A 26,569-nucleotide genomic window follows, 5' to 3' on the forward strand; every position below is an offset into this window, starting at 1 on the left:
CGGACCGCACACGCCCCCCGAAGAGAGGCATTCCCATGGCCACGACCCTCGCCGCGGACCGCCCACGGCTGTGGGCGCCCGCCCGGCACCGTTCCTTCCGCCTGCTGTGGACGGGGCAGGCGCTCTCCCTGCTCGGCGACGGATTCAGCGTCGTCGCCTTCTCCTGGATCACCCTGAGCCTGACCGGCTCCACCCTCACCCTGGGCTACGTCCTGGCCTTCCAGGCCGTGCCCCGCGCCCTGCTCACCCTGGTCGGCGGCACCCTCGGCGACACCTGGTCCACCCGCACCCTCATGGTGGCCTCCAGCTGGACCCGCAGCGCCCTGATGGCCGCCGTCGGCATCGCCGGACTCACCGGACACCTCACCGTGTGGATGCTGTGCGCGGCGGCCGCCGCGTTCGGCGCCGTCGACGCCTTCTTCCAGCCCGCCCGCGTCTCCATCCTGCCGTCGGTCGTCGACAAGGAACTGCTCGCCCCGGCCAACGCCCTGCTCGGCGCCGGCGCGCGCACCGCCGCCGTCCTCGGCCCCGCCGTCGGCGGTGTCGTCATCGCCCTCACCGAGGCGCCGGTCGCCTTCCTCGTCGACGCCGTCTGCTTCGCGCTGTGCGGACTGTGCGTCGCCCGCATCCGCACCCGCCCCCGGCCCGACACGCCCAAGGCCGCGCCGGAGGAGAAGGGGCCCTCCCTCGGCGCCCGCATCCGCGAAGGCGTCACCTTCACTCTGCGCGACCCGCGTCTGCGCACCATCGTCGCCCTCGACACCGCGGTCAACTTCTGTTACGCGGGCCCCTTCACGGTCGGCTTCGCCACCCTCGCCGACCAGGTGCTGCGCGGCGGCTCGGCCACCCTCGGCGTCCTCAACGGCGCCCTGGCCGGTGGCGCGGTCCTCGGCACCCTCGTCGGCGGGGCGGTCGGCGGACGGCCCCGCGTCGGCCTCCTGGTCGCCGGACTCGCCGGCTGGCTGGGCGCCGGAATGGCCGTCCTCGGCCTCGCCCAGAGCACCCCGGTCGTCATCGCGACCGTCCTCACCATGGGCTTCGCCATCGGCTACCAGGGCGTGTTCGGACTGAGCTGGATCCAGCGCAACATCCCGCAGGACGTCCTCACCCGCGTCGTCTCCGTCGACATGGTCCTCGGCTACGCCGCCGCCCCCCTGTCGCTGATCCTGTGCGGCGCCCTGGCCGGGACGGGACACCTCGCCCTGTTCGGGGTCGTGGCCGCGGTCCTCGCGGTCACCGGGCTCGCGGTGCTCGGATCCCGGGCGGTGCGGGAGATGCGCTGAACCGGCCCTCGGCCCGTTCAGCCCGAGCGCAGGGCGGCCGACCGCGCGCACAGGTCCGCGCGGTTGGCCGCCCCCGTCTTGGTGATCAGGCTGGCGATGTGCTTCTCCGCCGTCCGGGGCGAGATGAACAGCCGATCCGCGATGTCCTTGTTGCTGAGCCGCTCCGCCAGCAGCCGGAACACGTCGAACTCCCGGACCGTCACCCCTTGCGTGCGCAGCTGCTCGGGAATGCCGCTGGTGCCGCTGCGGTGCTGGTGCACCGGGGCGCCCAGACGGCGCAGCCCCGCCCGGCAGGCGCCGGTGACGGCCGCGATGTCCCGCTCGTGGAAGTGGTGTTCGGCGCGCCGCAGCCAACCCACCGGATCCCCCCAGCCGTCCTGGTGCGCGGCGTCCGCGATCAGCCGCAGCCCCAGGTGCTGGGCCACCGGATACGGCTCCGCCGCCGCCAGCGCCCGCTCCACGGTGGCCGCCGCGTCCGCGCCGGCCCCCTCCCGGCCCAGCAGGACGGCCTCGGCGAGGTGGACGAACTGCCGGTTCCAGCGCATGCGGGCCGTCGCCGTCGCCGTGATCTCCGCGTGCCGGGCCCGGCCGGCGTCACCCTCCAGCACGTCCAGCAGGAGCCCCAGTCCGTGGGTGCCGCCGAGATGGTAGGTGGAGGGGTTGTCCGCCTCCATGGCCTGCACCGCCGCCAACTCCTCGCGGGCCAGCTCCCGGTTCTCCTCGAGCAGCGCGCAGAACGCGCCGGCCAGGCCCCTGGTGAGCGGCTCCTCCTGCGAACCGGCCCCGTCCCACTCGGTGAACGCCGCCAGCGTCGCCTCCATGGCCTGCCGGTCACCGCGGTGCGCCTCCAGCGTGGCCTGCGCCATCACCACGTACCGCACGGCCGGGGCCAGCCGCAGCCGGCGCACGACGGCCAGGCACTCCGCGGCGGCGGAACGCGCCGTGTCGTCCCGACCGCGCAGCACGGCGTCCAGGACGAGGATGCCGTCGACGGTGTGCACGATGTTCACCGAACCCAGCCGCAACGCCTCCTCACGGGCCGACAGCAGCCCGCCGGTGTCGCCCTCGGCCAGCCAGGCGTTCCCGCCCATGCGGGTCGCCGCGTACATGCGCTGCAACGGCAGCCGGTGCCGCTCGGCCGCGGACATCGCCTGTCCGAGCATGGCCTCCGACTCCTGCGGATCCCGCTCGCGCGCGACCGTGGCGAGCAGTTCCCAGGCCTGGCAGGCGACGATCGGCAGCCCGTGGCGCTCGGCCGTGTCGGCGGCGGAACGGGCCAGCTTCTCCGCGTGCTGGGTCCGGTCGGGGCCGGGGGTGTCCAGGGCGAGGTAGGCGGCGGTGACGTCCACGGCCGCCGCGGTGGCCTCGTCGGGGGTGCCCGCCAGCACCTCGCGGGCGCGGAGGACCTGCCGGTTGCCGTCGCTCCACCGCCCCGCCGTGTGCGCCACCTTGGCCAGCCGGGCGTGCAGCGTCGCCAGCCGGACGGGGCTCAGTCCTTCTCCGCAGAGCGCGTGCAGGTCGTCGACCAGGTCGAAGGCGCGCGCGAAGTCACCGGCCTCGGCGAGCGCGGGGAGAAGGTTCTCCAGGGCGGCGGCCCGCGCCTGCGGATCACCCCCCTCGGCGAGCAGCGACTCGGCCCGGCTGAGCAGGGTCACCGCCGAGTTCAGGGCGCCCGCGGCCAGGGCGCGACCACCGGCGTCGGCGTAGAGCAGTCCCGCCTCGACCCGGTCGCCGGCCTCGCAGCGCAGACCGGCCGCCAGCGCACACCAGTCGCCCTCCAGTGCCGGGTGCAGCTCTTCCACGGCCTGGGCGCCCCGCCGGGCCAGCTCCGCGCGCTGTCCCGGCGTCATCTGCGTGAACAGGGCCTCCAGCGTGGGGGAGTGGCGGAAGGAGTACCAGTCGGGCGCGGGTTCGTCGGGGACCACCAGGCGGGCGGCGACACCGGCGTGGAGATGGCCCAGCAGGGTCCGGTCGTCGACCCCGGTGACACGCTGGAGCACCGAGAGCGGGAAACGACGGCCCAGGACCGCGGCGGCCGACATCAGCGTCAGCCCCTGTGCGCCGAGCCGGTCGATCCGGCGCAGGATGCCGCGCGCCAGCGTTGAGGAAACGTCACGGCGCAGATCGCCGACGGCACGCCAGCCACCGGGACCCTGCACCAGGGTGCCCGAGCCGATCATGGACTGGAGCAGTTCCTCGACGAGGTAAGGACTGCCCGCACTGTCCTCCCACAGTCGGTCGAGGACCTCGGCGGGGACGTCGCCCGGGCTGTCCACGCCGAGCTGGGCGGCGATCACCTCGTGCACCTGCGGCCGGGACAGCGGCGGCAGTTCCACCACGGTGGCGGCCCCGCGACGGCGGGCCGACTGCGCGAGGTCCAGCGCGTCGCTGATGTCGGTGCGCACCGTCGCCACCAGGAGCACGGGCGTGTAGGCCAGGTTGTCGACCAGGTACTCCAGGACGCCGAGCGTCTCGGGGTCGGCGTCGTGCAGATCCTCCAGGAGCAGCAGCAGCCCCTGGCCGCGGCCGGCCGCGATGAGCAGCCGCAGCACGGCCTCGCCGAGGATGACCATGGAACTGCTGTCGCGTTCCCCGGTGTCCCAGTCCGGGATCAGCCGCCCCAGCACCGGACGGTAGGGGCCGAGCGCGAGGTCGTCCATGGGATCGCCACCGCGGAACAGCGACATCAGCGCCTCGGTGAGCGGCCGGAACGGCACGGCGGGACCGGTGGTGCTGCTCCGGCCACGCAGCACCCGCATCCCGGAGCCCACGGCCTGGCCCACCGCCTCCGCCGCGAGCCGGGACTTGCCGACCCCGGCCTCGCCGACCAGGAAGACGACGCTGCCCATGCCCTGCCTGGCGTCGGCCAGGGAGCGCTCGAGCTGGGTGAGTTGGAGGTCCCGCCCGACCAGGGAAGGCGTATGGGAACGCATGAACGCTGATGATAATCGGCCGAGTCGGCCGGGGGCAGGTCGCGCCGGGGCCGAGGTCAACCGCACATGTGCCGGAGCGAGTCGGACGGGTGCGCGCGACGGCCGGCCGGCGACCGCTGGCCGGCGGTCCGGCAACGCGGCGGAGCGGGCCCGCCGCGGCGAGCCCGCTCCATCACGTGGAACGCAGGTGGATGCAGGGTCAGTTGGGGGCGGAGACCGAGGTGTCCAGGCTGCTCAGCGTAATGACGATGCCACTGGTGAGGACCATGCCGGCCAGCACACGGGCGCGGGCGCAGGCGCGGTTGCGACCGGAGAGCGTGATGCCGCCCACGACGTCCCGCTCGGTGTGCGCGGTCCCGGCGGACTCGACGGCGGTGAACTCGGCGGAGTCGGCGGCGGCGAGGTGCTGGTCCATGACGGTGGTCCCTTCTGGTGTCCCGTGTGGGCGCGCGGGTTCGGATCCGGGGAGGTGCCGTGGTGCTGACGAGCGCGGGTGCGAGTGGTGCCGGTGTGACGGGTGGAGCGAGTGGCACGGAAGGTGCGGATGGGCCGGTGGTCGGGGCGGGTCAGTGGTCCGGGTGGTGCAGGAGCAGGACCGACGGGACGGTCCCGGGGTGGGCCAGGCGGAGCAGTCCGTAGCCGATGCCGGCCAGGCCGGTCATCAGACCGGGGGAGGGGACGTGGTCGGGCGTGGCGCAGCGGTGGCCCTGTGCCTCGACGAGGGCGAGGACGTGACCGGTGTGCCGTCGCAGCGCCGAACGGGCCGTGCTGTCGCCCTGCCCGGCCAGGACGGTCAGGGCCTCCAGCCGGCCGAGGACGCCCTGCGCGAGGCTGAGGTCGGGACCGATGGGAGCGTCCGCGAGCCGCACGGAGGCTTCGAACAGGCTCGCGTCGTCCGGCGGTTCAACCGGGTTCGGCAGCCCGGCGACGGCCCGTCCGGCCAGCCCGTGCGACCAGGACAGGTCCGCCGGATCGCCGTGGTGCGCACCGGAGTCCAGCAGGGCGACGGCCGAGCGCTCGGCGCGGGCGGCGCACTCGGGACGGTGGCCCGCGTAGCGCCGCAGCGCCCAGGCGATGCCGGCGGCGCCGTCGGCGAAACCGGCGGACGACGGGAGATCGGAACCGGCCACGGCGGGCGTGACCGGCCCTTCCCTGCGCGCCTGCGGCAGCAGGTCCGCGACCTGGTCCGCCAGCCGCAGCGCCGCCGGATCACCGGTGGCCTCGTACGCGGCGACCGAGGCGGCCAGGGCTCCCGCCCGCCCCTGGGCCAGACCGGAGTCGGCGCAGGCCGCCGCCGCGTGCCCCAGAGCGGTGAGCGCGTCCGGCAGACACGCCTCCAGTCCCTCGTCGAGGAGCCCCGCCAGCCGGACCAGGGCGTACACGATCCCGCCGAGTCCGTCGTAGGCGCCGGGGCCGGCGGCCTCGCTCAGCTCGGGGTCCTCGGCGAGCGCCTTGAGCAGGGCCGGTAGCGGACGCACCGCCTCGCGGGCCGCCGCGCCGTAGCGTCCCGAGCCGGTGAGCGCCTCGGTGTGGGCGAGGAACAGGGCGACTCCGCAGTAGCCCTGGGCCAGGCCCGCCCCCATCGGCAGGACGGCCCAGTGGTCGCCCGACACCCGCTCCAGACCGATCCAGTTGGTGCGGGTGCCGCCGCGGACCGCGCGGGCCGCGATCTCGTCGGCGATCCCGCAGGCGGCGGCCAGCAGCCGGGACGGGTCCGGCGCCACCGGCGGCACGGGCGCCGGCGCGAGCTCCGACCGGGGACGGACCAGCGGGGAACTCGCCCCGCGCACCGCGAGGGTGGCCGAGATGACCCACTCCTGGTCGAGGCAGTCGACCTCGTCCATGCGGCCGATCTTCTCGCGCACCGCGGTCACGGCGGCCACCGGCAGGATGTCGGGCACGCAGGAACCGTCGTCGGCGATCACCGCCGTGCCGGTGGGCCGGTGGGTGAAGAAGGGGACGTCACCGCGCCACAGCGCCGCCGTCTCGTGCTCGGTGAGCCGCTCGCGCGCCGGGTCCTGCGCGGACTCCGACCACAGCACCGCGAACACCCCTTCCCGGGCCAGGGCGTTGCCCAGCAGCGCGGGGTGGGTGGACTCCTCGAGCAGGGTGGCGTACAGCCGGGTCGCGCGGACGATGAGCCGGGCCGGACGGTCACCCCAGCGGGTCAACGGGCCGTCCTCGCCGACCAGTTCATCGCGGTGGGCGACGATCGCCGCGTAGGCGGCGCGGAACCCCTCCAGCAGGGCCGCCGTGTGGTCCGTGACGGAGAGAGAAGCGCCGTGCGGCAACGGGTGGTTCTGGGCGGCGGGGCTGGCCAGCGGCCCGCGCACCGCCCGCATCGTGTCCAGTCCGCTGTCCTCCCAGCGCAGCCCTTCGCTGGGGAAGGTGCCGTCGGTGTCCCGGCCGAGCGCGGAGATGTCCAGCGCGCCGTGCTCCCCGATGAGCAGGTGCGGGAGCAGGCAGGTGCGGTGGACGGAGGCGGCCAGCGCTTCCGCCGCCGGGTCGGCGCCCGCCGTGAGCGCCTGGCCGAGACCGGTGTGCAGCAGCGTCTCGGCGTCCACCAGGACCGGCTGGTCACCGTACGCGATGACGTTCTCATAGTGCATGTCGGCGCCGTCCACCGCGTACAGCAGAGCCAGCAGGGCGCCTTGGCGGCGGTAGAAGGCGTCGGTCTCCGTCACCGAGGAGCACCAGCGGTGCTCGACGAACTCCAGCCAGCCGTGGGACTTCCGGCGCAGCGTGCGCGGGGTGCGCAGTCCCAGACCGGGGACCTTCGCGTTGAGCCAGGAGACCAGGTCGTCGAGGAGGGCGTGCTGGTCGAGCGGACGGGGCTTGTGGACGAGGCGGCGGCCGTCCGCGAAGTGCAGGATCGCCACCGACCGGTTCCCCTGGTGGGCGTCGCCGCGGCCGAGGTCGACGCGGACCAGCCGGCCCGGCGTCCGGCCGTCGAGGAGAGCGGCGACCACGTCCGCGCGGTCGGACCGGAAGCGGGCGACGAGTTCGGCCACGGCCTCCGTCGCGTCCAGCGCGGTCCGGCTCAGCATCCGCGCCAGGACCGGGTAGGCGGTGAACAGGTCCGACAGCCCGCGCCGGGTGCCGGCCGCCGCGACGAAGGAGGCGAACCGCTCGCGCGGGCCGGCGCCCGCCAGGCACCCGGAGCGCCGGGCCCGGTGCAGCTCCTGGGTCAGCGTGCGGGCGGCGAGCCGGACCAGCTGGTGGGTCAGACGGCGGGTGAACGCGTCCCGCCACACGGTGGCCTCGGCGTCCGGGACGCCGGCCGTCCGGTCCGCGAGGCGGGCGGCGGCCGTGGCGACCAGGGGGTGCACGACCGGCGCGAACACGTCGGGACCCTCGCCGCCGACCCCGGCCTCCGGCAGCCCTTCGGGCGCCGCGGCCAGCACCTCCTCCGCGTACGACGCCCAGTCGGGCTCGCCGGCCCGCTCCGCCAGACGCTCCGCGGGCTCGGCAGCCAGGGCCGCCGCCGTGGCACCGCCCACACCCAGCCGGTCCAGCCGGAGGGCGAAGCCCTCCGCGTCGCCGACCGCCCAGGGCAGCGGCCCGGCGGCGCCGGCCGCGGCGGCCGGCCCGGGGAGCCCGGGGGCGGCGAGCCGCTCTGTGAGGGTCAGCGCCGGGGCCCACCAGGCGGCGGGGAGTCCGGTGCTCCGGGAGGTCGGGAGGTTGGCGGTGTCGGTCACGAGAAAAAGGTCCCAGACCTCCCGCGCCCCCACATGGGTAACCGTCCCCCATATTCTCCCCGGCCCCTCCCCACGGGCGGGGGTACGGGGGACGGCGCGAGGAAACCGCGGACGGGAGGGCGTCCCCCTACGGGCGCGCGTGACGCGCGGCCCGCGGGCGCGACGGGCCGTGCGGGCAGGAGACGGGCACCCGGACGGGTGCGCGTCCCCCCATGCCCACCCCAGAGGGCCGGTCGGCGCCGCCCCCGGGCCCCACTGGGCCGTCGCCTCCGCCCGGCCGCCCGCCCCACCCCCACGACCCGGGCGCACCCGGCGCGCAAATGTGGGGTCCGTCTACCGATGCCCCGGCGGTCACGGGGACGGCACGGTGTTCCCAAGTCCCCACGCCAGACCGCCCGCTCAGTCGAAGGGGCGCACGAACTTCCAAGGAGCAGCAGATGGGAGCACCCGTACCTGTCAGTGTGGTCGCACTCGACCCGGTGCTGGAGGCAGGCATCCGCGCGACCCTGCTCGTCCGGCCCGAACTGACCGTGTGCGAACCCGCCGACGCGCGGGTCGCCGTCCTCACCGTCGACCGCCTCGGCCCCGCCGAGCTGGACATGGTGCGCACCACCCGCACCCAGCCCCACCGCCCCGCCGTCGTCCTGGTCGCGGGCGCCCTCGCCTCCGGAGACGTCCTGCATGCCCTTGCCGCCGGCGCCCGGGGCCTGTTGCTGCGCCGCGAGGCCGACGCCTCCCGCCTCGCCCACGCGGTGCTGGCGGCCGCGCGCGACGACTGCACCCTGCCACCCGGCCTGCTGGAGGAGCTGCTGGACCAACCGGAAGCTCCCGTGCGCGGCTCCGGCGGCGGCTGGAGCGAGGGCATGCTGTCCGAGCGGGAACGGTCGGTGCTGCGCCTGGTGGCGGACGGCCACGAGACGGCGGAGATCGCCCAGCGGCTCGCCTACTCGCCCCGCACCGTCACCACCGTCGTGCACGACATCACCCAGCGCTTCCGGCTGCGCAACCGCGCCCACGCGGTCGCCTACGCGCTCCGGGCGGGCCTGCTGTGACCGCCACCCTGACGGCGTCGCCCGTCACCGCGACGTCCTCCGGCGCCACGGTCACGACCACCCCCGCCGTCGTGGTGCGGGTGGTGCCGGCGCCGCGCGCGGAACGGGTCCGCGCGCTCGCCGAACGCGCCGGACTCCGGTCCGCCGCCGACGAGCCGGCCCCCTGCGTCGCGGTCACCGTGATCGTCGCCGCCGACGTGGACCAGGCGTTGCGCGCGCCGCGCCCGCACGGGCCCGTCCTGTTCGTCTGCGACAGCGTCGCCCCCGAGGACCGGCGACGGATCCTGCGCGCCGGAGCGGTCGTCATCGACGCAGCCGAACTGTCCGAGGAGAGCCTGCTCAGAGCCGTCCACCGGGCCGCGTACCCCCATCCGAGCATCCCCTACCCGGAGTTGTCCGGAGCGCTGAGCACCAGAGGCCGTGCGGACGGTCCGACGCGCCGGAGACTGCCGGCCCTGACCGCACGGCAGACGTCCGTCCTGCGGCTCATGGCCGAGGGCCACGGCAACGCGGACATCGCGCTGCTCCTCGGCTGTTCCGAGCACACCGTCAAGAACGTCATCTACGAGCTGATGACCCGGCTCCAGGCCCGCAACCGCGCCCACGCGGTCGCCCACGCGGTACGCCAGGGCCTGGTCTGATCCCGGTCTGATCCCGGTCTCCGATCCCCCGTCGGGGGCGGGGGCGCTCACGACGCGGGGCACGGGAACACGCGGACTCGGTGCGGGGGCGCCGGGGGCCGGCCACCCGTCGCCCCGCGCGGTCGTGCGAGAGGCGGCGGCCGGTACGGGGCCGGGGTCACGCCGACGGAAGCAAACGCGGCTCGATCCGCTCCTCCACGGCCCGGCCGTCCTCCCGCCGCACCACATACGCCGCCTTACGCGGCAACTCCGCCACGGCCTCGACGAGTCGGGTGCCGCGGTAGACCAGGCCCACCCCGTCGTCGGTGCAGTGGGCCTCGGTGAACGTGCCGTTGGCGACCAGCCGGTGGAGCAGCGGGCGGCGGCCCTCGTCGGAGTCGTAGTGCACGCCGTTGCCGTAGGGGAGCAGCGCGAGTCCGTCGGTGACGGCGCGCAGGTCGGGGCCGAAGGAGTCGGTGGTGCCGCCCTGGTACCAGCAGATGGAGCCGGCGCTCACCCCGGCGAGCACCACCCCGGACCGCCAGGCGCGCCGCATGATCGCGTCCAGGCCGTGGACCCGCCACACGGCGAGCAGGTTGGCCACCGAACCGCCCCCCACCCACACCACGTCGTGGTCGAGCACCGTGGCCTCGACGTCCTCGACGTTGGGCATGGGGAACAGCTGGAGCGGAGTGAGGTCGTAGCCCGCCACCCGGGCCGCCTCGGAGACCCGTGCCGCGACCATCTCGGCGTCGCCCGCCGCCGTCCCCACATGGAGGACGCGCGGCCGTCGGCCGTGCACGCCGGAGAGGTCGACCGCGTGGTGCACCAGGGCGTCGAAGAGCACCCGCGTGCGCCGGCCGGGGCGGAAGCCGCCTGAGGTGGCGACGATGGTGGGTTCGGGCGCTGTCACGGGCGTGATCGTATACCGGTCGCCACGGTGGAAAGCGTGCGTGATGCGTGAAGGCGGCACGCGGGTCGGACCTCTCGGCGCCCAACTGCCAGGCGCTTGCGCACGGCCCCGACGAAACGCCGACAGCGCGGCAGGGGACGTGGTTGCCCGTTCCCCCGCCGCGCTGCCGTGCGCGGTCAGCACGTACGCAGTCCCACCGCGGCCGCATAGCCGGAGGGCACCAGCACATCGCGCACCGCCCAGCCCGGCGCCGGGTCCGCGGGCTCCGGACCCGTGCCCAGGTAGTCGAGCGCGGGGTTGCGCACCAGACCCGTGCCCAGACCCTTGAGGTAAGCCTCCTTGCGCACCCAGGCACGGGTGAACGCGGCCGGCCTGCCGTAGGCGGGCAGTCGCGCCAGCTCGTCCGCCTCCGCCCGGTGCAGCGCCGACTGCGCGCTGAGCATGACCTTGACGGTGGCCAGCTCCTCCACGTCGACCCCGACCGGCGCCGGCGCGAGCGCCACCAGCACCAGCCCCCCGCTGTGCGACAGGGAGAAGTGCACCCCCGACGCGGACAGCACCGGCCGCCCGTGCGGCCCGCCGCAGCCCGCGCAGGGCTCACGGGTCAGCGCCAGCGCGTCGGCCCGCACCCCCGTCACGACGCTCAGCACGTTCCGCAGCGCCGCGTGGGCGACCACGTAGGCGTCGCGGTCCCGGCCGTGCCGGAAGGCGCGGGCACGGGCCCGCTCCTCCGCGTCGAGGACCTCACGGGCGTGCCGCAGGGTCTGCGCGTCCTGCTCCGCGACCCGGGCCAGGTACAGCTCCACCGGGGCCCGCAGGGCCCGCGGGCCCCGCGCGGCGGGTCCGTCCCGCAGTCCCGACAGGTCCAGCACCGCCGGACACAGCCGCTGCGGCAGCACCAGCGGCGCGCCGGACCCGGACAGCGAGGCCCCCGGCGGCACGGCGCCAGGCGTCGAGGCCCCTGGTGGCGGGTCGTGGGCCGAGGGTCCCGGGATCCTGCCCGGGAGCCCCTCAGGCATCTGCCCCGGCCAGCCGCCGGCGCAGGCTCAGCGGACGCATGTCCGTCCAGATCACGCCGATGTGGTCCAGGCACGCCTGCCGGCCGCCGCGCACCCCCTCCGGGTACCAGCCCGCGGGCAGCTCACGGTCCGCCCGCCAGATCGAGTACTGCTCCTCGTCGTTGCGCACCACGAGGTACTCCTCGTCGGTGTCCGGACGGACCTCCTCGGCGTCCGCGCCGTTCGCGAAGTCGGGTTGCGTCACGGTGAACCTCCCGCGGGTGATGGGGCCGGCCGCAGGTCACGGCCGCCGCCGACAGCGTGCACCGGGCCCGCACACCGAGGTCAGGGACGAACACGCCGACCCCACGGCACCTGTTGCTGCCGGATCTTCTCTGTCGGCCCGCCCCCGCCGCGCGGGACCGTGCTGGCAGGCCGGAGAACCCGGCGAACCCGGGGCGGACCACCGTCCGCCCCGAGGCCGGTCGCCTCCCAGCACCCCCTTTCCGGAAGGAGCACGCGATGTCGGACGAGCACGCACCTGTCCTGCTGCCGGGCGGAGGCTGGCGGCTGTGGGAACAGTTCGCGCTGCGCGGTCCGGGCTTCCCGGCCGACGGCGTGCTGCGCCTCGCCCCTCCCGGACTGGCCGAGGCGGCCGACAAGTTCGGACCCGGCGCCCCGCTCACCGGCCCCGAGTGGGACGGCTTCACCGAGGAGCTGGCCGCCGCCGCCGTGGACACCGCCCGCCACCTCCAGGAGGTCGCCGCCCGGCCCCGCTTCCAGGCCGCCCTCGCCTGGCAGAACCCGGCCGTGCTGCGCACCGGCATCGCGCCGTTCCTGCGCTGGAACCCCGACACCGACAAGCGCAGCAGCATGCCCCGCCAGCGCGAGGAACTCGTCGCGCACTACTGGCAGCGGTTCTGCGTGAAGAACGACACCATCGGCTTCTTCGGCCCCGTCGGCTGGGGCCGCTGGGACCTTGCCGCGACGGACGCCGTCGCCACCCGCGCCGGAGACACCTTCCTCGCCGCGAGCGCCGTGTACTTCTCCGGCTGGGCGATCGACGCACTGGCCAAGGTGCTCGCCGAGGACCCCGCGCTGATGCGCTGGATCCCGCCGCGCCGCGTCTCCCTCGTCCGCACCGACGGCACCACCGTGCGCGTGCCCGGACGGCCCGCGCAGCAGGTGACGGAACGCGAGGCGGCCGTCCTGGAGCTCTGCGACGGAACCCGCCCGGTGCCGGAGATCGCCGCCGCCCGCGACCTCACCGAGGACGAAACCGAGGCCCTCGTCCGGGACTTGGTCCGCCGGCGCTGGGTCCACTGGCGCCTGGAGGTGCCCGCGGCCACTCACCCCGACCGCGCCCTGCGCGCCATCGTGGAACGGGTCCCCGACGAGGAGGCCCGCGACCGCGCCCTCGCCAAGCTCGCCGTCCTGGAGCGCGGCCGCGACGCCGTCGCTGACGCGGGGGACGACGTCGAGGCGCTGACCACCGCCATCGGCGCTCTGGAAGCCGACTTCGCCACCCTCACCGACGCCGAGGCCCAACGTGCCAAGGGCGCCCGGACCGCCCCCTGCCGCGGACTGGTCTACTCCGACACCCGCCGCGCCGCCACCGCCACCGCCGGGCCCGGCCTGCTCGCCCACCTGGAACCCCTCCAGCTGTGCCTGACCGCCGCCCGCTGGATGACCAACCGCTTCGCCGACGGCATCCGTGCCCGGCTGCGCGCCGTGTACGACCGGCTCGCCGTCGACGGCCCCGTCGACCTCGCTGCTCTGTGGCTGCACACCCTGCCCTCCCCGCACCCCGAGGCCGGCGCCCTCATCGACGCCGTCCAGGGCGAACTGCGCGCCAAATGGGCCCGGTTGCTGGACATTCCGTCCGGCGCCCGCCGTGTCCGGCTGACCACCGCCGAACTCGCCGCCCGCTTCCGCGAGGAGTTCGAGGAGCCCGGCGACGGCTGGTCGCTCGCCCGCTACTTCAGCCCCGACGTCCTCGTCGTCGCCGAGGACGAGGCGGCGCTGGCCCGCGGGGACGTGGAACTGGTCCTGGGCGAGATGCACAGTGCCCTCAACACCATGGGCGCCTCCCTCTTCGTCCACCAGCACCCCGACCGCGACGAGCTGATCGCCGAGACCAGCCGCGACTTCCCCGGGCCCCGGTTGCTGCCGATGCTGGCGAAGGAACTGCCGCTGAAGTGGTCCACCCGTAGCCGCCCCTCCCTCGACCGCGACCAGGACCACTACGTGGCGCTGGTGGACCAGACCGGAGATCCGTACCGTCCTCGTACCGTGCTGGGCGCCGATGTCCGGGTGGAGGATGTCGGCGGGAGGCTGACGGTTCTGCTTCCCGACGGTTCCCGCTACGACCTCCTCGACGCCTACGCCAACACTCTCACCCAGCGTGTGATGGACCGTTTCACCCTGCGCCCGGAGGGCGAGCACACCCCCCGTATCAGCGTCGACCGCATGATCCTGGCCCGTGAGACCTGGCAACTGCCTGTCGCAGGGGTCGATTTCGCCGACGAGAAGTCCGAGGCCGCGCGTTTCGTCCGCGCCCGTCATTGGCAGCGCCGCCACGGCCTTCCACGCTTCGTGTTCGTCGTTTCCCCGTCCGAACCCCGCCCGTTCTACGTCGATTTCGACAGCCCTGTCTACACCACCATCCTCGCCAAGGCCGCCCGCCGCCTCGCCCGTACCGACCCGGACGCCCGGCTGAAGGTCAGCGAGATGCTCCCCACCCCCGAACAGGCCTGGCTCACCGACACCGACGGCCGGCGCTACACCTCCGAACTCCGCTTCGTCGCTGTCGACCGGACCGTCACCACCGAGGGGGGCCGGTGATGCGGACCCTCGCCGACGACCTTGCCGAACACGCCAAGCGGCATCCGGAGCGGATCGCGCTGGACACCCCGGACGGGCCCGTCACCTACGGGCAGCTCGACCGGCGGACGCGGCAGGTGACGCGGCTGCTGCGCGCCCACGGGGCAGGCCCGGAGACCGTCTGTGCCGTCGCTGTGGAACACGGCGCGGACGCCGTCGCGGCCGTGGTGGCCGTGTTGCGCTGCGGGGCCGCCTTCCTCACGCTGGACGTCACCCAGCCCCGGGACCGGCTGGCCTCCTTCGTGCGCAGTGCCGGCGCCCGCCTTCTGCTGACCACGAGGGCCCACGCGGCCGCCCTCGAATTCGGCGGGCCCGTGGTCGAGTTGGATGCGCCGGGCCTCGATGTCTCGGACGTGCCGGTCGCGGGTGTGTGGCGCCCGGCGGTCGCCGGCACCTCCGCGTCCGTGGCCGTCGACCCTCGCGCCCTGGCCTATGTCAGTCACACCTCCGGCAGTACCGGCGAGCCGAGTCCTGTGTTCGTCGAGCACCAGGCCCTGGACACCTACCTCCGTGACACCGCCCGCGCCTTCGAGCTCGGCCGGGACACCGTCGTCCTGCAAACCGCCCCGCTCGGCTACGACGCCTCGATCCGTGACACCTTCGCACCCCTGCTGGCCGGCGCCCGCGTCGTCCTCGTGGAGCGCGCCCGGCTGCTCCGCCCCGCCGATTTCGCCCGCACGGTACGTGATCATGGTGTCACCGCTCTGCTCAGTGTCACCCCTTCCTTCCTCACCCACCTGGCCGGGCAGTGTGACGTGTTTGATCCGCTGGCCGGTGTCACCCTGGTCGTGTCCAGCGGTGAGTCTCTGCGGCCGTTCCTCACCGCGGGCGGCCGGTCCCTGGTCGGGGGCCGGCTGGTCAACCAGTACGGGCCGACCGAGTGCACCATGACGACCACCCGCCACGACGTCCCGACGGCCCCCGACCCGGCCCACGACGTGGTCGGCCTGCCCCGGACCGGCGCCACCGTCCGCGTCCTCGGCCCCGACCTGACCCCTGTCCCCGAGGGAACCGTGGGCGAGGTCTACATCGGCGGTACGGGGCTGGCCCGCGGGTACGGCGGGCTCCCGGCCCGTACGGCGGCCGTGTTCCTCCCCGACCCCTACGGTCCGCCCGGCTCCCGCATGTACCGCACCGGTGACCTGGGCCGGTGGACGCCGCAGGGGCTGCGCTACGAAGGCCGCGGTGACCGCCAGATCAAGATCCGCGGCTATCGTGTGGATCCTGCCGAGGTGGAGGGTGCGCTGCTCACGCACCCCGCCGTGAGCGCAGCCGTCGTCGTCCCGCACACCGACGAGCGGGGCCGCGTGTACCTGGCTGCCCACGTGACCGGTGACCATGCGACGCCGGACGCCGCTCTGCGCGGCCATCTGGCCCGTACCTTGCCTCCGCACCTGATGCCGCGCCGTTTCCTGCGTCACACGGTTCTGCCCACCACCCGTGGGGGCAAGGCGGACCGCGGACGCCTGGTCGCAGGGGGCACGGTATGAGCGCACCGGCCACGACGGTTCGTCCGGCCACGAGCGGCCGTCCGGCCACGGCGGGTCGCCCGGCCGCGCCGGCGGCCGTCCCGCACTCCGCGTTCCGCGTGCACGGGCCCGCCGATCTCGCTGTCGCCGCGGCCCGCATCGCCCCGTACACCGTGCGCACGCCCCTGCTGCCCGGCCCGACGACCTCCGTCTGCGGTCCAGGCCTGCTTCTGAAGGCCGAACATCTCCAGAGGGGCGGCTCTTTCAAAGCACGTGGTGCCGCCAACGCCGTCCTGGCTCTCGGTGCCGACCGCGTCGTCACCGGTTCCTCCGGCAACCACGGCATCGCTCTTGCCCGTATCGCCCGCACCCTCGGTCTGGAACTGACCGTCGTCCTGGCCGCCGGCGCGGCCCCCGCCAAGGCCGCCGCCATCCGCGCCCTGGGCGCACGGGTCGTCCAGGCCGGCGGGGGGGTGGCCGACCGTGAGGAACGGGCCCGGGCGATCGCCGAGACGACCGGCGCCGCTTTCGTCCCTTCCTCCGACCACCCCCTGGTGATCGCGGGCCAGGGCACGGTCGGCGCCGAAGTCCTCACCGACGCCCCCGACATCGATACGGTCTACGTTCCTGTGGGCGGCGGCGGTCTCCTGGCCGGTGTCTGCCTCGCCGCCGCCGGACATCCCGTCCGTGTCGTCGGTGTCGAGCCCGCGCTCACACCGCGCTACGCCCGCTCCCTGGCCGCCGGGCACCCGGTCCTGCTGCCGCCGGCCCGGACCGTCGCCGACGGCCTGCGCGGGCAGCGGCCCGGCCGCTTCACCTACCCGGTCATCCGTGACCGGGTCGACGACCTCGTCGCCGTCGGCGAGGCCGAGATCCTCGCCGCGGCGGCTCTGCTGCACAGCCATGGTGTCGACGCCGAACCCAGTGGCGCCGTCGCCGTCGCCGGAGCGCTGCGGGCCGCCCGGCGCCGCGAAGCCGCGGTGGCCGTCGTCTCCGGCGGCAACACCACCGCCCGGCTCCACACCCTCACCACAACCACGACCACGACCACGACCGAAACCGCAACCATTCGGAAGGACATGCCATGACCGGGAACTCCGCCACCGCCGTCAGCACCCTCGACCTGCTCGTCGACATCTTCCGCGACGTCCTCGGCCACCCCGGCCTCACCGCGGACACCGACTTCTACGAGGCCGGCGGTGACTCCCTGGCGGCCTTTCAGGTCACCGGCCGCCTCCAGCAGACGCTGGGCTGCGACGACATCCCGGTCTCCCTGGTCTTCGCCTACCCGACCCCGCGTGACCTCGCCGAGGTCGTCGACGCGGACTTCGGCCGCGGCTGAGGGAAGGACCAGGCGCGGGCGCCTGTGCCGCCCTGATGTCGCCCGACAGGCGCAGGCACCCCATGCCGCCCGGGGCCGCCCGACAGGCGCAGGCACCTGCGCCTGTCGGGCGGCCCCGGGCGGCCACAGGCACCGACCGACAGCTCCCACCCCCACCACACACACCTCCCTTTTGAAGCCGTAGCGTCACGATGCGGCGCAGCCACCCACGACCACACCCCTGCCTCGTCCCGTACACGCGTCAAAGGAGTGCCGTCATGTCCGAAGACCTCGTGCCGTACCTCGGCAGGTGGCGCCTGTGGAACCAGTTCGCGCTGCGCGGGCCGGGTTTTCCGGCCGACGGCGTGCTGCGCCTCGCCCCGCCCGGTCTGGCCGAGGCCGCTGACATGTTCCTCCCGGACACGCCGTTGTCCGGCCCCGAATGGGAAGCCTTCGCCGCCGAACTGGGCACCGCCGCTGTGAAGACCGCGCACGTGCTGCAGGACATCGCCCGCACCCCGGCGTTCCGTCAGGCCCTGGCCTGGCAGAACCGCCCGCTGCTCGACTCCGGCATCGCGCCGTTCCTGCGCTTCAACCCTGACACCGACAAGCGCAGCAGCATGCCCCGCCAGCGCGAGGAACTCGTCGCGCACTACTGGCAGCGGTTGTGCGTGAAGAACGACACCATCGGCTTCTTCGGCCCCGTCGGCTGGGGCCGCTGGGACCCCGCGGCATCCGGCGCACACGTCGACCCCGGCACCGGCCTGATCGCCGACTCCACTGTCTACTGGGCGAGTTGGGGCATCGACGCGGTGGCCAGGATGCTGGACGCGGACCCGGTGCTGCGCGAGTGGATCGCCCCGAGACCGGTCCCGTTCGTCGTGCTGAACGACAACCGGGCACGCGTGCCCGGCCGCCGCCCGACCACGCTGTCCGACTCCGAGGCAGCGGTCCTCGCCCGCTGCGACGGCGTGCGTCCAGCCCGCGACATCACCGCCGACCTCCCCGGCACCGACGTGACCCGGACGCTGCACGACCTGGTGGCCCGCCGCTGGGTGACCTGGCGACTGGAGGTCCCGGCCGGCACCCACCCCGAACGCGCCCTGCGCGACTGGCTGTCGACCGTCGGCGACCCGAACCTCAGACGACGCGGCCTGGACGCCCTCGACCTCCTGGAACGGGGCAGGGCGAAAGTGGCGGCGGCCACCGACGAGAGCACCCTCCTCACCGCACTCCAGGACCTCGAGCGCGACTTCACCACACTCACCGACACGGCCGCGACACGCGAGAAATCGGCCTCCACCGCCCCCTGCCGCGCCCTCGTCTACAGCGACGCCCGGCGCTCGGCCACGGCGCGCCTCGGCCCGGCCGTCGTGGAGGCACTGTCCCCGCTGCGCCTGCTGATGGACAGCGCGAGCTGGCTCACCGCCCGGCTGGCCGCGGTCGTGGAGAGCGAGATACGCACGGTGCACCGCCGCCTTGCCGCCGGCGGCGACCCGGTCGACCTGGCCTCCTTCTGGTTCGCGTGCCTGCCCGTGCTGCACGGCACCGCCCCTGCGGCGGCGAGCGAGGTGCAGCAAGAGTTCGCCGAGCGCTGGCAGCGGATCCTCGCGATCCCGCAAGACGCGCGCAGGGTCACCCGGCGGGCCGCCGACATCGAGGAGTCCGTGCGGCGGGAGTTCGAGGGCGGCCAGGGCTGGACGGCGGCCCGCTATCTCAGCCCGGACATCATGATGGCCGCCGACGGCCCTGAGGCCGCCGCGCGAGGTGACGTGACCCTGGTCCTCGGTGAGCTGCACCTGGCCGCCAACACCGTGGGCGCCTCGCTCTTCACCCATCAACACCCGGACCCCGGCGAGCTGTTCGCCCTGACCGACCAGGACCACCCCGGTCCCCGGCTGATGCCGCTGATTGCCAAGGAGCACCGGGCCCGGCTCTCCGCCCGCGTCCGGCACACGCTGGTCCGCCCGGAGGACTACCAGGTCGCCCTCACCGACTTCACGGCCGACCCGGCCCGCCCCCGCGCCGTCCGCAGCGCCGACGCGCTGGTCGAGCAACAAGACGGTGCCCTGGTGGTCCGGCTGCCCGACGGCGCGCTCTTCCCCGCGATCGACGTCTTCTCCCACGTCCTGACCACGCTGTCGATGGACCTGTTCCAGCCGCTGCGGCCGGCCGCCCACACACCCCGGGTCACGCTCGACCGCCTGGTCATCGCCCGCGAGGCCTGGCAACTGCCCGCCGCGCAGGCCACGTTCGCCGACGACAAGGACGAGGCCCGGCGCTTCGTGCGGGCCCGCCACTGGCAGCGCCGCCTCGGCCTGCCCCGCTTCGTGTTCGTCGTCTCCCCGACCGAGTCCCGCCCGTTCTACGTCGACTTCGACAGCCCGATCTACGTCACCATCCTGGCCAAGGCCCTGCGCCGACTCGCCCGCAAGGACCCCTCCGCCACGGCGACGTTCACGGAAATGCTCCCGACCCCGGAACAGACCTGGCTCACGGACGACGAGGGCCACCGCTACACATCGGAGTTGAGGTTCGTCGCGTTCGACACGCAGGGCAGCGAGGCGGAAGGGGAGTGAGGCGGAAGGGGGTCCTGATGACCGACCGCATCTCCAGCAGCGGCGGCCACGGCGCCGGACAGGCCACCGACGGCTTGCGCCTCACTCCCGACCGGGCGCGCGACGGCGGACGACGCGCGCTTCACACCGCCGGCTCCGAGAAGCCCGGCGAGACCCCTCCCTGTCCCCGGCGAAACACAAGGCCCTCACACTCTGCACCACGCGGCCAGTACCGCCACGTCGATGCACACCCTCGCCGACAGACTGAACCAGATGCGTGCACACATGGCCCCCCGCTGCGGAACCGCAACCTCGGCTTGGCGCCCCCGGTCAGGCGAGCGTCACGCCCACCGGACGCCCAGCTCCCGAAGCGCGTCCAGCTGCTCCGCGGTGAGCTTGTCCCGCCGGGTCCTGGTGTTGGGGACCCACGCCCCCCCACTTCACGGTCACCGGCTCCGCCTCACCGCCGACCAAGATCTCCTCCGCGTGCCCGCGGGGCACCGGCCGGTGCGCGCCTTCCCGTTCCACCCACTGGGCGAGGGCCGCAAGCCCCCGCTGTAACGCCTGCTGCGCCTTGCCCGTGCCCTTCGCCGCCGTACCACCGGCCCCCGCCCGGGCCGCCCCCGCCGGGAAGGAAGACCGGCCCTCGAGCGGCTGCACGCCCAGCACGGTCAGCCGTTCCTGCTGCTCGGCCGACAACTCCTTCCAGGCGCCGGGCTGTTTCTGCCGCTTCAGCCAGCGTCCGATGTCGTCACCGTCCATCAGCACCCCAGGGACCATGTCGGGCAGTACCCCGTCGGCGTCGACCAGGTCGGCGAGCACGCGGCAGTGGCGCTGTCAGTCCAGGGGGCAGGGACAGTCCCACTCCGAGTCGACCGCGGCGAGCTGCGCCGCGCGTACGGCGGCCCGCCGCGGGTCCTTCCCGAGACCATTCTTGCGCCGGAGGTTGGCCATGTACTGCCCGACAGGCACAAAGCCGCCGCCGGCCGGATCGTCCCAGACGGCATCCTCCTCGGAGCGAGGTGTCCGGTGGCTCGCCGGAAGGAGCGCAGCGCGGCGAGTTTGTTCTCCCAGGCTTCCTCGCCCGGCTCCCAGACCATCCCGGCCTCGGGCGCGTCCAGCAGCTCCTTGCGGTGCGGCTCCAGCTCACCCGCCCGCAGCGCCTTGCGCTGCTGGTGCACCCACCTGCCCAGCGGGCACGCCTTCGTCGCGCCAACCTCGGCCTCGATGTCGTAGGGAATGGCGTACAGCTCAGTGATCTCGTTCTCCATCCGCCAGCGCAGCAGGGCCTGGCAGCCCTCCAGCCAGACCAGGGACTCGGGCCGGCAGACCCGGGTCCGCAGGAAGGCCGCGATGGTCACGGCGTCGCGCGGGCTGGAGAAGTGCAGCAGGGCAGCTTCGGCGGCGGCCTGCGTCTCGTTCTGCTTCTGCTCCTTACCGTCACCTTCGCCGCCGGCTCCGACGATCCGCCCCTCTTCGTCGCGCCGGACGTGGACCTTGCGCTTGCCGTTCGTGAGCGCGCGGGAGGCGAGCTGCTCGACCAGGCGCTCATCAGGACTGCGCAGGCCCTTTAGGGCTCGCAGAGAATCAACATGCTGGTTTGATCTTTGTGGGGTTGCTGTGGGCGAGGAACGCGGTGACGTCAGCGGGTGTGCGGAATCTGGCTGTCGAGGGTGGGATGGTGCAGCCGTGCTCGGCCAGGAGGGGCTGGACTTGGTGAACGGCCCTGGTGAGGGTGCTGGTGTTGACTCCGAAGAGCTGGGCGAGGAGATCGCGGGTGCCGAGTTTGCGCAGGTAGAGCACGGTGGCCAGGACTCTGTCGGCGGCGGACAGCTTGTCCTTGGCCCCAGCGCCCCGGGCACGGATGCGCTCGCCTCCTCGCTTCTGGAGCCGTCCTTGCTCACGTAACTCGTCGAGTTTCCCAGTCAGTTGGTTGGTGAGTTCGTCCAGCGCCGGTTCGGGCATGCCGGTCAGCTCCGGGTTGCGCAGGCACCCGGTGCAGGGCTGTGGGGACGGGGCGCCGGCTGCCAGCGGGGCCGTGTCTGCGCTGGTGGTGTCGCGAGGTCGGGGGTGGAGGGTGTAGTTCCAGTCGCCGTGGAAACGGTGCCGGTGCATGGGCAGAGCGTCGATATCGCTGTCGGTGACCTTGATGCCGGTGTCGTAGGTGCCCGGGTCGAGTTCGGCGTGGACGGTCAGCCCGGTGCGGGTGGTGGTCGCCGCGATGCTGTTCACGGCGACGTCATGGCTGGTCAGCGGCCGGCCGCGCCAGTTCATGGAGATGTGGGAGAACAGCCGGTGCTCGATCTTGTTCCACTTTGAGGTGCCCGGCGGCATGTGGCAGACCGTGATGTCCAAGCCCGTCTCGGCGGCCAGGGCGGCGAGTTCGGTCTTCCAGGCGCGGGTGCGGTAACCGTTGGACCCGCCCGCGTCCGCGGTGATCAGCAGACGGGTGGCGGCCGGATAGTCGTGCCGGCCCCGGGCCTGCCACCAGCGGCGGATGGAGGCGACAGCAAACGCGGCGGTGTCGTGATCAGTGCCCACGGTGACCCAGCCGGTGTTCGCGGCGATGTCATAGATCCCGTAGGGGATCGCTTTGCCCGGTCCCTGCCGGTCCAGGAAGTCGTGCGTCTTGACCAGTACCGGCTCACCGGCAGGCCGCCACTGGCGGCCCGCGTTCTTGTAGTCGCCGATGAGTTCCTTCTTCTTCGCATCCACGCTGATCACCGGCTGGCCGGCGTCCATGTGTCCTCTGGCCTGCTCGTTGATGTAGCGGAACTGGGCGTCGCGGTCCGGGTGCTGCCTGCCCTCGAGAGTCTTGGCGCCGGCCTGCAGGCTGAAGCCCTCCTCCCGCAGCAGGTCACCGACCGTGTCCGCGCTCACCCGGTGCCCCTGACCGGTGAGCGCGGCCGCCAGGCTCCTGGTCGACTTCACCGTCCAGCGCAGCGGCGACATCGGATCGCCCCTCTCGTCGGGTTCCACCAGTGCCAGCAGCGCGGGCCGCAGTCCCGGATCAAGCTCCGCGGACCGCTTCCGGCCACCACCGGGCCTGCGCACCCGGCCCAGGGGTTCCTCGCCGGCCTCCAGCTCGTCCACGCCCTTGCGGACCGTCGTCTCGCTGACCCGGGCCGCCCGCGCAACCGCCCGGATACCGCCGTGCCCCAGGACCCGGGCCTCGGCCCCCATCATCAGCCGCCGCTGCCGTTCGTCAAGGTGTAGGAACAACACCTCGAACCTCACAGCGAGTTGACCGCGAACCTCGTCGGAGACGCTCATACCACAACAACGAGTCGCATCACGGGAAGCAACACCTTGATTCTCTGCGAGCCCTTAGCGTCAACGGCTGTGCCGATGGTCCCCAAGGCCGGCGTTGAACCGTCAGATCGTCAGGCGAGCTGATCGAGTGGCGCAAGGGCCCGTTTCACACGAGGCCCAGGCCAGTGAACTGTCCGCGTACGCGGCCCACGTCGTCTATGGGCAGCTGTCCGGTGCCGGTCTGTCGTTTGATCGGCGGTAATCGCTCCGCTGCGGACCGCGCCTGGGAACTCGTCGTCTTCATCGGAGCGGGCCAGGTCCGACCTGCCGGCCGCCAGAGAGTTGACGGAACGTTGATTTTAATCGACATACCGTCGATAATCGAAGTGTGCACTGACAGACGTCAATGCAGCGTCATGTTTCGCCCTTGATCCGGGAGCAGACGCTCGACAGGCACCTGTATCCCACGCCCAGCAGTACGCCCTCCAGCCACAGACCCACCTCAACCAAGGAAGACAGGACAGATGAAGCGGATCGCACGCATCGGGCTCCCGTTCGCCGCCGCGTTAACCAGCCTGACCCTGGCAGCTCCGGTGGGCGCCAGTGGGCAGGCCTCAGCCGCAGACGCCGCAGGCACCGCGGCCAAGCCGTGGATCAACGTCGGCACCTACTGGTTCCTCTGGAACTGTCAACGTGACGGCCGTGACGCCGTGGCCATGAACGCGCGGTGGACACAGTGGAAGTGCCCAAGGAACCTCAACAACACGAAGTACGTCTTGTACGTACGCTGAGCTCACAGAGCCCGGGACGCGCGGAGACCGGGCTGCTGCCAGCACCTGACAGCAGCCCGGTCCAGCAGATGACGGCCGTTGCCCGGACTGTGCGCAAGCCGCTGGCCGTACGCCCTCCTGCCCCTGACGAGTCCGCGATGTACGAACTGCCCGCGGTCTAACCCGCGACCGTCCTGGCACCGGTCAGTGAACCGTTTTCATCCCGAATATGTGCAGGTCAGCAGGGTGTGGACGGCTTGGACTGCTGTGCCGATGCGGCGGGTGGAACAGCGGGCTCACCGCAGTAGCCGCCACGTCTTGAGTTGAGCGAAGGCGCGTTCGCCGGAGGCTCGGAGTCGTGCAGGGTCGCGGTTGAACTGCTGGTAGTGCTCCGGTTGTTCGCTGTAGTGGTAGTACGGGGTGCGGAAGGCGGCGTCGGCACCCTGGTAGGCGCGGTCCGCGAGCACGAGGATCTGCCGGGTCAGGCAGACCTGGACGATGCCGTGAGCCCGGGCCGCGGTCAGGTCGTGCGTGCGGCCCGGGGTTGCGCGCGAGAACCACAGAGGGGTGCCGTCCGGACGCGTGACGACCTGGACGTTCATGCCGTGCTTCCGGTGTTTCTGGGAGTAGTACGGCTCGTCCGCGGCGATGCGGTCGATGGGGATGAGCGTGCCGTCGACGATGACGAAGTTTCCTTCGCCCAGGACGACGAGGGCTTCCTGCAGGCCGGGCCATGTCCGCCTCGGCCGACTCCGTCGTACAGCAGCGTCTGGACCAGGCACAGAAGACGATCCGCAAGCTGTCCGTCGCGACGTGCGTGCTGATCGGCGCCGTGATCGGCATGGGTGCCGGCATCGTCGCCGCAGCACTGGGGGCGTCGCCGATAGACGCCGTCAAGGCCGGGGGTGCCGCCTTCATCGGCGTGTCGGGGCTCGCCCTCGTCGTGGAGGCGCGGGTGAACTCGTCGTGAGGATCGGCCTGATCTGCATGGCACCGACGACGTCAACCACACGACAATGATCAACACGAGACAAGGGGGACTTCATGCCGAACGGCATCTCCATCACCGACCAGCTGGACCCGCACGAGTGGTCCAACGAAGACACCGCTGCGTACGAGGCGGCGATCGAGGCAGTCAACGGGGCGGTGGGCGCCTACAGCGCCGTCATTGCCGCGGAGGAGGCCAAGGCGGCGCCGGACGGGTCCGTCATCGAGGCGGCCCGGGCGGCGCAGAACCGGCTGGCCCGTGAGCGCGAGGGGCTGCGATCGTCTGACCGCGAGCAGATCGCGGCCGCCCGGGCGCGCTACGCGGCACTCGCCCGTGAGGTCATGGCGGGTCTGGCGTGATCGACCCGGCCGAGGTGGAGCGGCACCGGCTGTCGCCGGAGGAGAACGAGCGGATCTTCCGCGAGCGGATCGTCCCTGACCTACTGGAGGGGCGTGCGTCGCAGGAGACGCCCACGGTCGTCTTCCTCGTCGGCCAGCCCGGCGCCGGCAAGAGCCGGGTCACCGAACTGGTGGCCGCGCAGATCAACCGGCACGGCGGCTTCGTGGATGTCGACAGCGACCTCTACAAGCCTTATCACCCTGCGTACGCGGAGCTGATGGCGCAGGACGCGACGACTCCGGTGATGTGCTTCCAGATGGCGAAGCGGACGATCAACTCGGCTCGGTAGTCGTGTGCGGGCATCAGGTGGCGGCGGGGCCGGAAGTGGGGTGAGATGCCGCTGAACGCGGCCAGGAACCGGTGTGCTCCGCCCATGGAGCGGAAGCCTTTCATCGCCCGTTCGCGTTGCCGGGTGGGCTGGTGGCTGTTCTCCGCCTGGTTGTTCAGGTACTTCGACTGTCGGTGCTCGACGCAGGGCATGACCTCGCGGAGGGCCGCGCCGTAGGAGCGGAGCTTGTCGGTGACGACCACCCGCGGCGGCGTGCGGGTCTTCTTGGGGAGCCTGCGGAAGAAGCATCGGGCTGCGGCCTTGTCCCGCCGGTTCTGCACGAGGATGCCGAGGACGTGCCCGTCCTGGTCGACGGCCCGCCACAGGTACTGCAATCGCCCGTTGATCTTGATGACGACCTCGTCCAAGTGCCACTTGTCCCCGAACTGGGGCTGTCGACGGCGCAGCGCGCCTGCGTAGGTCTGCCCGAACTTGCTGCACCAACGGCGGATCGTCTCGTAGGAGACGACGATCCCGCGCTCACGCATCAGCTCCTCCACCTCACGGAATGACAACGGGAAACGGAAGTACAGCCACACGCAGTGCGAGATCACCTCCACCGGATACCGGTGGCCCTTGTACGGCGGCGGCGTACCGCCCACGGACAACCCCCTCCACCATGATCAACTCGAAGATCACCCCACCCCGCCAGCCAACGTGACAGTGCCCGCGGCCGGGCAGTCTGCGGCGGAATCTGGCCTTCAGGCCTCGGTGACATCGGACGAGGTCATAGACGTCCTGTTCGGGGATCGCCGCATCGGCGCCGAACCAGCACAGTAGTGGCCGGAGCGTATGGGTCGTCGCATGCCGGGTGTTCGCGCTCCGGTGCTGTTGATCACGCCACCGGCCGAAGAACTTCTTCATCGCCTATTGCGACGGCGGGATCCGCAGACCGAAGTCGCCGCGGTGACGCGGGCATTTGAACGGGTCGATCGGCGACTCCACCGTCGCGTCGAACCGGCGCATGATCTCGCCGACATAGAGCTGTTCCAAGAAACTGAGCGGCCGTAGCCGCGGATGTCCGGCAGGACGGTGAAGCAGGCGGCGAGATGGTGGGCCAGAGGCGGCAGGCTGTAGCGGTCCGGGCCGCCGCTGTGCAGAAGA

At 73.1% G+C, this 26,569-nt stretch carries 21 protein-coding genes and 2 pseudogenes; 12 read left to right on the forward strand and 11 right to left on the reverse strand.

Annotated elements, in window-relative coordinates; all coding sequences use genetic code 11:
- Window positions 1-35: 35 nt before the first annotated feature.
- Entirely contained in the window at window positions 36-1,283 is a 1,248-nt protein-coding gene (locus C1708_RS32320) for an MFS transporter (RefSeq protein ID WP_106415989.1), read from the forward strand.
- Between the two features lie 17 nt (window positions 1,284-1,300).
- Here the strand turns inward: C1708_RS32320 and C1708_RS32325 are convergent, their stop codons facing one another.
- The 3 genes from C1708_RS32325 to C1708_RS32335 form a co-directional block, all read right to left on the reverse strand.
- Window positions 1,301-4,216, reverse strand: a complete 2,916-nt coding sequence (locus C1708_RS32325) for a helix-turn-helix transcriptional regulator (protein WP_106415990.1) — start codon at window positions 4,214-4,216, stop codon at window positions 1,301-1,303.
- 199 nt (window positions 4,217-4,415) lie between these two features.
- Window positions 4,416-4,631, reverse strand: coding sequence for a hypothetical protein (locus C1708_RS32330; protein ID WP_106415991.1), 216 nt, complete (start codon window positions 4,629-4,631; stop codon window positions 4,416-4,418).
- A 151-nt stretch (window positions 4,632-4,782) separates the two neighbouring features.
- Window positions 4,783-7,914 carry a type 2 lanthipeptide synthetase LanM family protein gene (locus C1708_RS32335; protein WP_106415992.1) on the reverse strand — a complete coding sequence of 1,044 codons (3,132 nt, stop codon included), beginning with the start codon at window positions 7,912-7,914 and terminating at the stop codon, window positions 4,783-4,785.
- Window positions 7,915-8,351: 437 nt separating this feature from the next.
- On the opposite strand from C1708_RS32335, the gene C1708_RS32340 reads away from it, so the two are divergent.
- Together C1708_RS32340 and C1708_RS35455 are read left to right on the forward strand one after the other, a co-directional pair.
- On the forward strand, window positions 8,352-8,966 hold the full coding sequence (locus C1708_RS32340; RefSeq protein ID WP_106415993.1) for a helix-turn-helix transcriptional regulator: 615 nt from the start codon (window positions 8,352-8,354) through the stop codon (window positions 8,964-8,966).
- Window positions 8,963-9,607 (forward strand): LuxR family transcriptional regulator, encoded by a 645-nt coding sequence (locus tag C1708_RS35455; RefSeq protein WP_241911383.1) that lies wholly within the window; start codon window positions 8,963-8,965, stop codon window positions 9,605-9,607. The genes C1708_RS32340 and C1708_RS35455 overlap by 4 nt, the downstream gene beginning before the upstream one ends.
- A gap of 157 nt (window positions 9,608-9,764) precedes the next feature.
- Here C1708_RS35455 and C1708_RS32350 read toward each other — a convergent pair whose 3' ends face one another.
- The 3 genes from C1708_RS32350 to C1708_RS32360 form a co-directional block, all read right to left on the reverse strand.
- Window positions 9,765-10,499: a Type 1 glutamine amidotransferase-like domain-containing protein gene (locus C1708_RS32350; RefSeq protein ID WP_106415994.1), complete on the reverse strand. Its 735-nt coding sequence runs from the start codon at window positions 10,497-10,499 to the stop codon at window positions 9,765-9,767.
- Between the two features lie 176 nt (window positions 10,500-10,675).
- Window positions 10,676-11,440, reverse strand: coding sequence for a 4'-phosphopantetheinyl transferase family protein (locus tag C1708_RS32355; RefSeq protein WP_106415995.1), 765 nt, complete (start codon window positions 11,438-11,440; stop codon window positions 10,676-10,678).
- Window positions 11,441-11,510: 70 nt separating this feature from the next.
- Window positions 11,511-11,762: an MbtH family protein gene (locus C1708_RS32360; RefSeq protein WP_106415996.1), complete on the reverse strand. Its 252-nt coding sequence runs from the start codon at window positions 11,760-11,762 to the stop codon at window positions 11,511-11,513.
- 257 nt (window positions 11,763-12,019) lie between these two features.
- On the opposite strand from C1708_RS32360, the gene C1708_RS32365 reads away from it, so the two are divergent.
- The 5 genes from C1708_RS32365 to C1708_RS32385 all read left to right on the forward strand — a co-directional run bounded on the left by C1708_RS32365 (window position 12,020) and on the right by C1708_RS32385 (window position 19,749).
- On the forward strand, window positions 12,020-14,341 hold the full coding sequence (locus C1708_RS32365; RefSeq protein ID WP_106415997.1) for a lantibiotic dehydratase: 2,322 nt from the start codon (window positions 12,020-12,022) through the stop codon (window positions 14,339-14,341).
- A complete protein-coding gene (locus tag C1708_RS32370) occupies window positions 14,341-15,870 on the forward strand; it encodes an amino acid adenylation domain-containing protein (protein ID WP_106415998.1) in 1,530 nt (509 codons plus the stop codon). Before C1708_RS32365 ends, C1708_RS32370 begins: the two co-directional genes overlap by 1 nt.
- Complete coding sequence (locus tag C1708_RS32375) at window positions 15,867-16,937, forward strand: threonine ammonia-lyase (RefSeq protein ID WP_106415999.1); 1,071 nt, start codon at window positions 15,867-15,869, stop codon at window positions 16,935-16,937. Before C1708_RS32370 ends, C1708_RS32375 begins: the two co-directional genes overlap by 4 nt.
- A complete protein-coding gene (locus tag C1708_RS32380) occupies window positions 16,934-17,191 on the forward strand; it encodes an acyl carrier protein (protein WP_106416000.1) in 258 nt (85 codons plus the stop codon). The genes C1708_RS32375 and C1708_RS32380 overlap by 4 nt, the downstream gene beginning before the upstream one ends.
- A gap of 257 nt (window positions 17,192-17,448) precedes the next feature.
- Window positions 17,449-19,749 (forward strand): lantibiotic dehydratase, encoded by a 2,301-nt coding sequence (locus C1708_RS32385; protein WP_106416001.1) that lies wholly within the window; start codon window positions 17,449-17,451, stop codon window positions 19,747-19,749.
- A 320-nt stretch (window positions 19,750-20,069) separates the two neighbouring features.
- Here the strand turns inward: C1708_RS32385 and C1708_RS35460 are convergent.
- Window positions 20,070-21,302: pseudogene (locus C1708_RS35460) on the reverse strand (helicase associated domain-containing protein); the annotation flags it as partial.
- A 13-nt stretch (window positions 21,303-21,315) separates the two neighbouring features.
- A complete protein-coding gene (locus C1708_RS32400) occupies window positions 21,316-23,001 on the reverse strand; it encodes an ISAzo13 family transposase (RefSeq protein ID WP_106416002.1) in 1,686 nt (561 codons plus the stop codon).
- 503 nt (window positions 23,002-23,504) lie between these two features.
- Between C1708_RS32400 and C1708_RS32405 the strand changes: the two genes are divergently transcribed.
- Window positions 23,505-23,771 (forward strand): hypothetical protein, encoded by a 267-nt coding sequence (locus tag C1708_RS32405; protein ID WP_106416003.1) that lies wholly within the window; start codon window positions 23,505-23,507, stop codon window positions 23,769-23,771.
- 197 nt (window positions 23,772-23,968) lie between these two features.
- Here C1708_RS32405 and C1708_RS32410 read toward each other — a convergent pair.
- Window positions 23,969-24,481: pseudogene (locus C1708_RS32410) on the reverse strand (transposase family protein); the annotation flags it as partial.
- Window positions 24,482-24,483: 2 nt separating this feature from the next.
- Between C1708_RS32410 and C1708_RS34560 the strand changes: the two are divergent.
- From C1708_RS34560 to C1708_RS32420, 3 genes are all read left to right on the forward strand, one after another.
- Entirely contained in the window at window positions 24,484-24,720 is a 237-nt protein-coding gene (locus C1708_RS34560) for a hypothetical protein (RefSeq protein WP_198602778.1), read from the forward strand.
- Window positions 24,721-24,794: 74 nt separating this feature from the next.
- Window positions 24,795-25,097, forward strand: a complete 303-nt coding sequence (locus tag C1708_RS32415) for a hypothetical protein (protein ID WP_106416004.1) — start codon at window positions 24,795-24,797, stop codon at window positions 25,095-25,097.
- Window positions 25,094-25,426, forward strand: coding sequence for a zeta toxin family protein (locus C1708_RS32420; RefSeq protein ID WP_106416005.1), 333 nt, complete (start codon window positions 25,094-25,096; stop codon window positions 25,424-25,426). Before C1708_RS32415 ends, C1708_RS32420 begins: the two co-directional genes overlap by 4 nt.
- On the opposite strand, the gene C1708_RS32425 is transcribed toward C1708_RS32420, so the two are convergent.
- On the reverse strand, window positions 25,333-26,067 hold the full coding sequence (locus tag C1708_RS32425) for an IS6 family transposase (RefSeq protein WP_106416006.1): 735 nt from the start codon (window positions 26,065-26,067) through the stop codon (window positions 25,333-25,335). The genes C1708_RS32420 and C1708_RS32425 overlap by 94 nt on opposite strands.
- Before the next feature lie 265 nt (window positions 26,068-26,332).
- Window positions 26,333-26,458 (reverse strand): hypothetical protein, encoded by a 126-nt coding sequence (locus C1708_RS35750; protein ID WP_274543365.1) that lies wholly within the window; start codon window positions 26,456-26,458, stop codon window positions 26,333-26,335.
- Window positions 26,459-26,569: the final 111 nt, after the last annotated feature.

The sequence above is a fragment of the Streptomyces sp. DH-12 genome (genome assembly GCF_002899455.1).
Classification (GTDB): Bacteria; Actinomycetota; Actinomycetes; order Streptomycetales; family Streptomycetaceae; genus Streptomyces.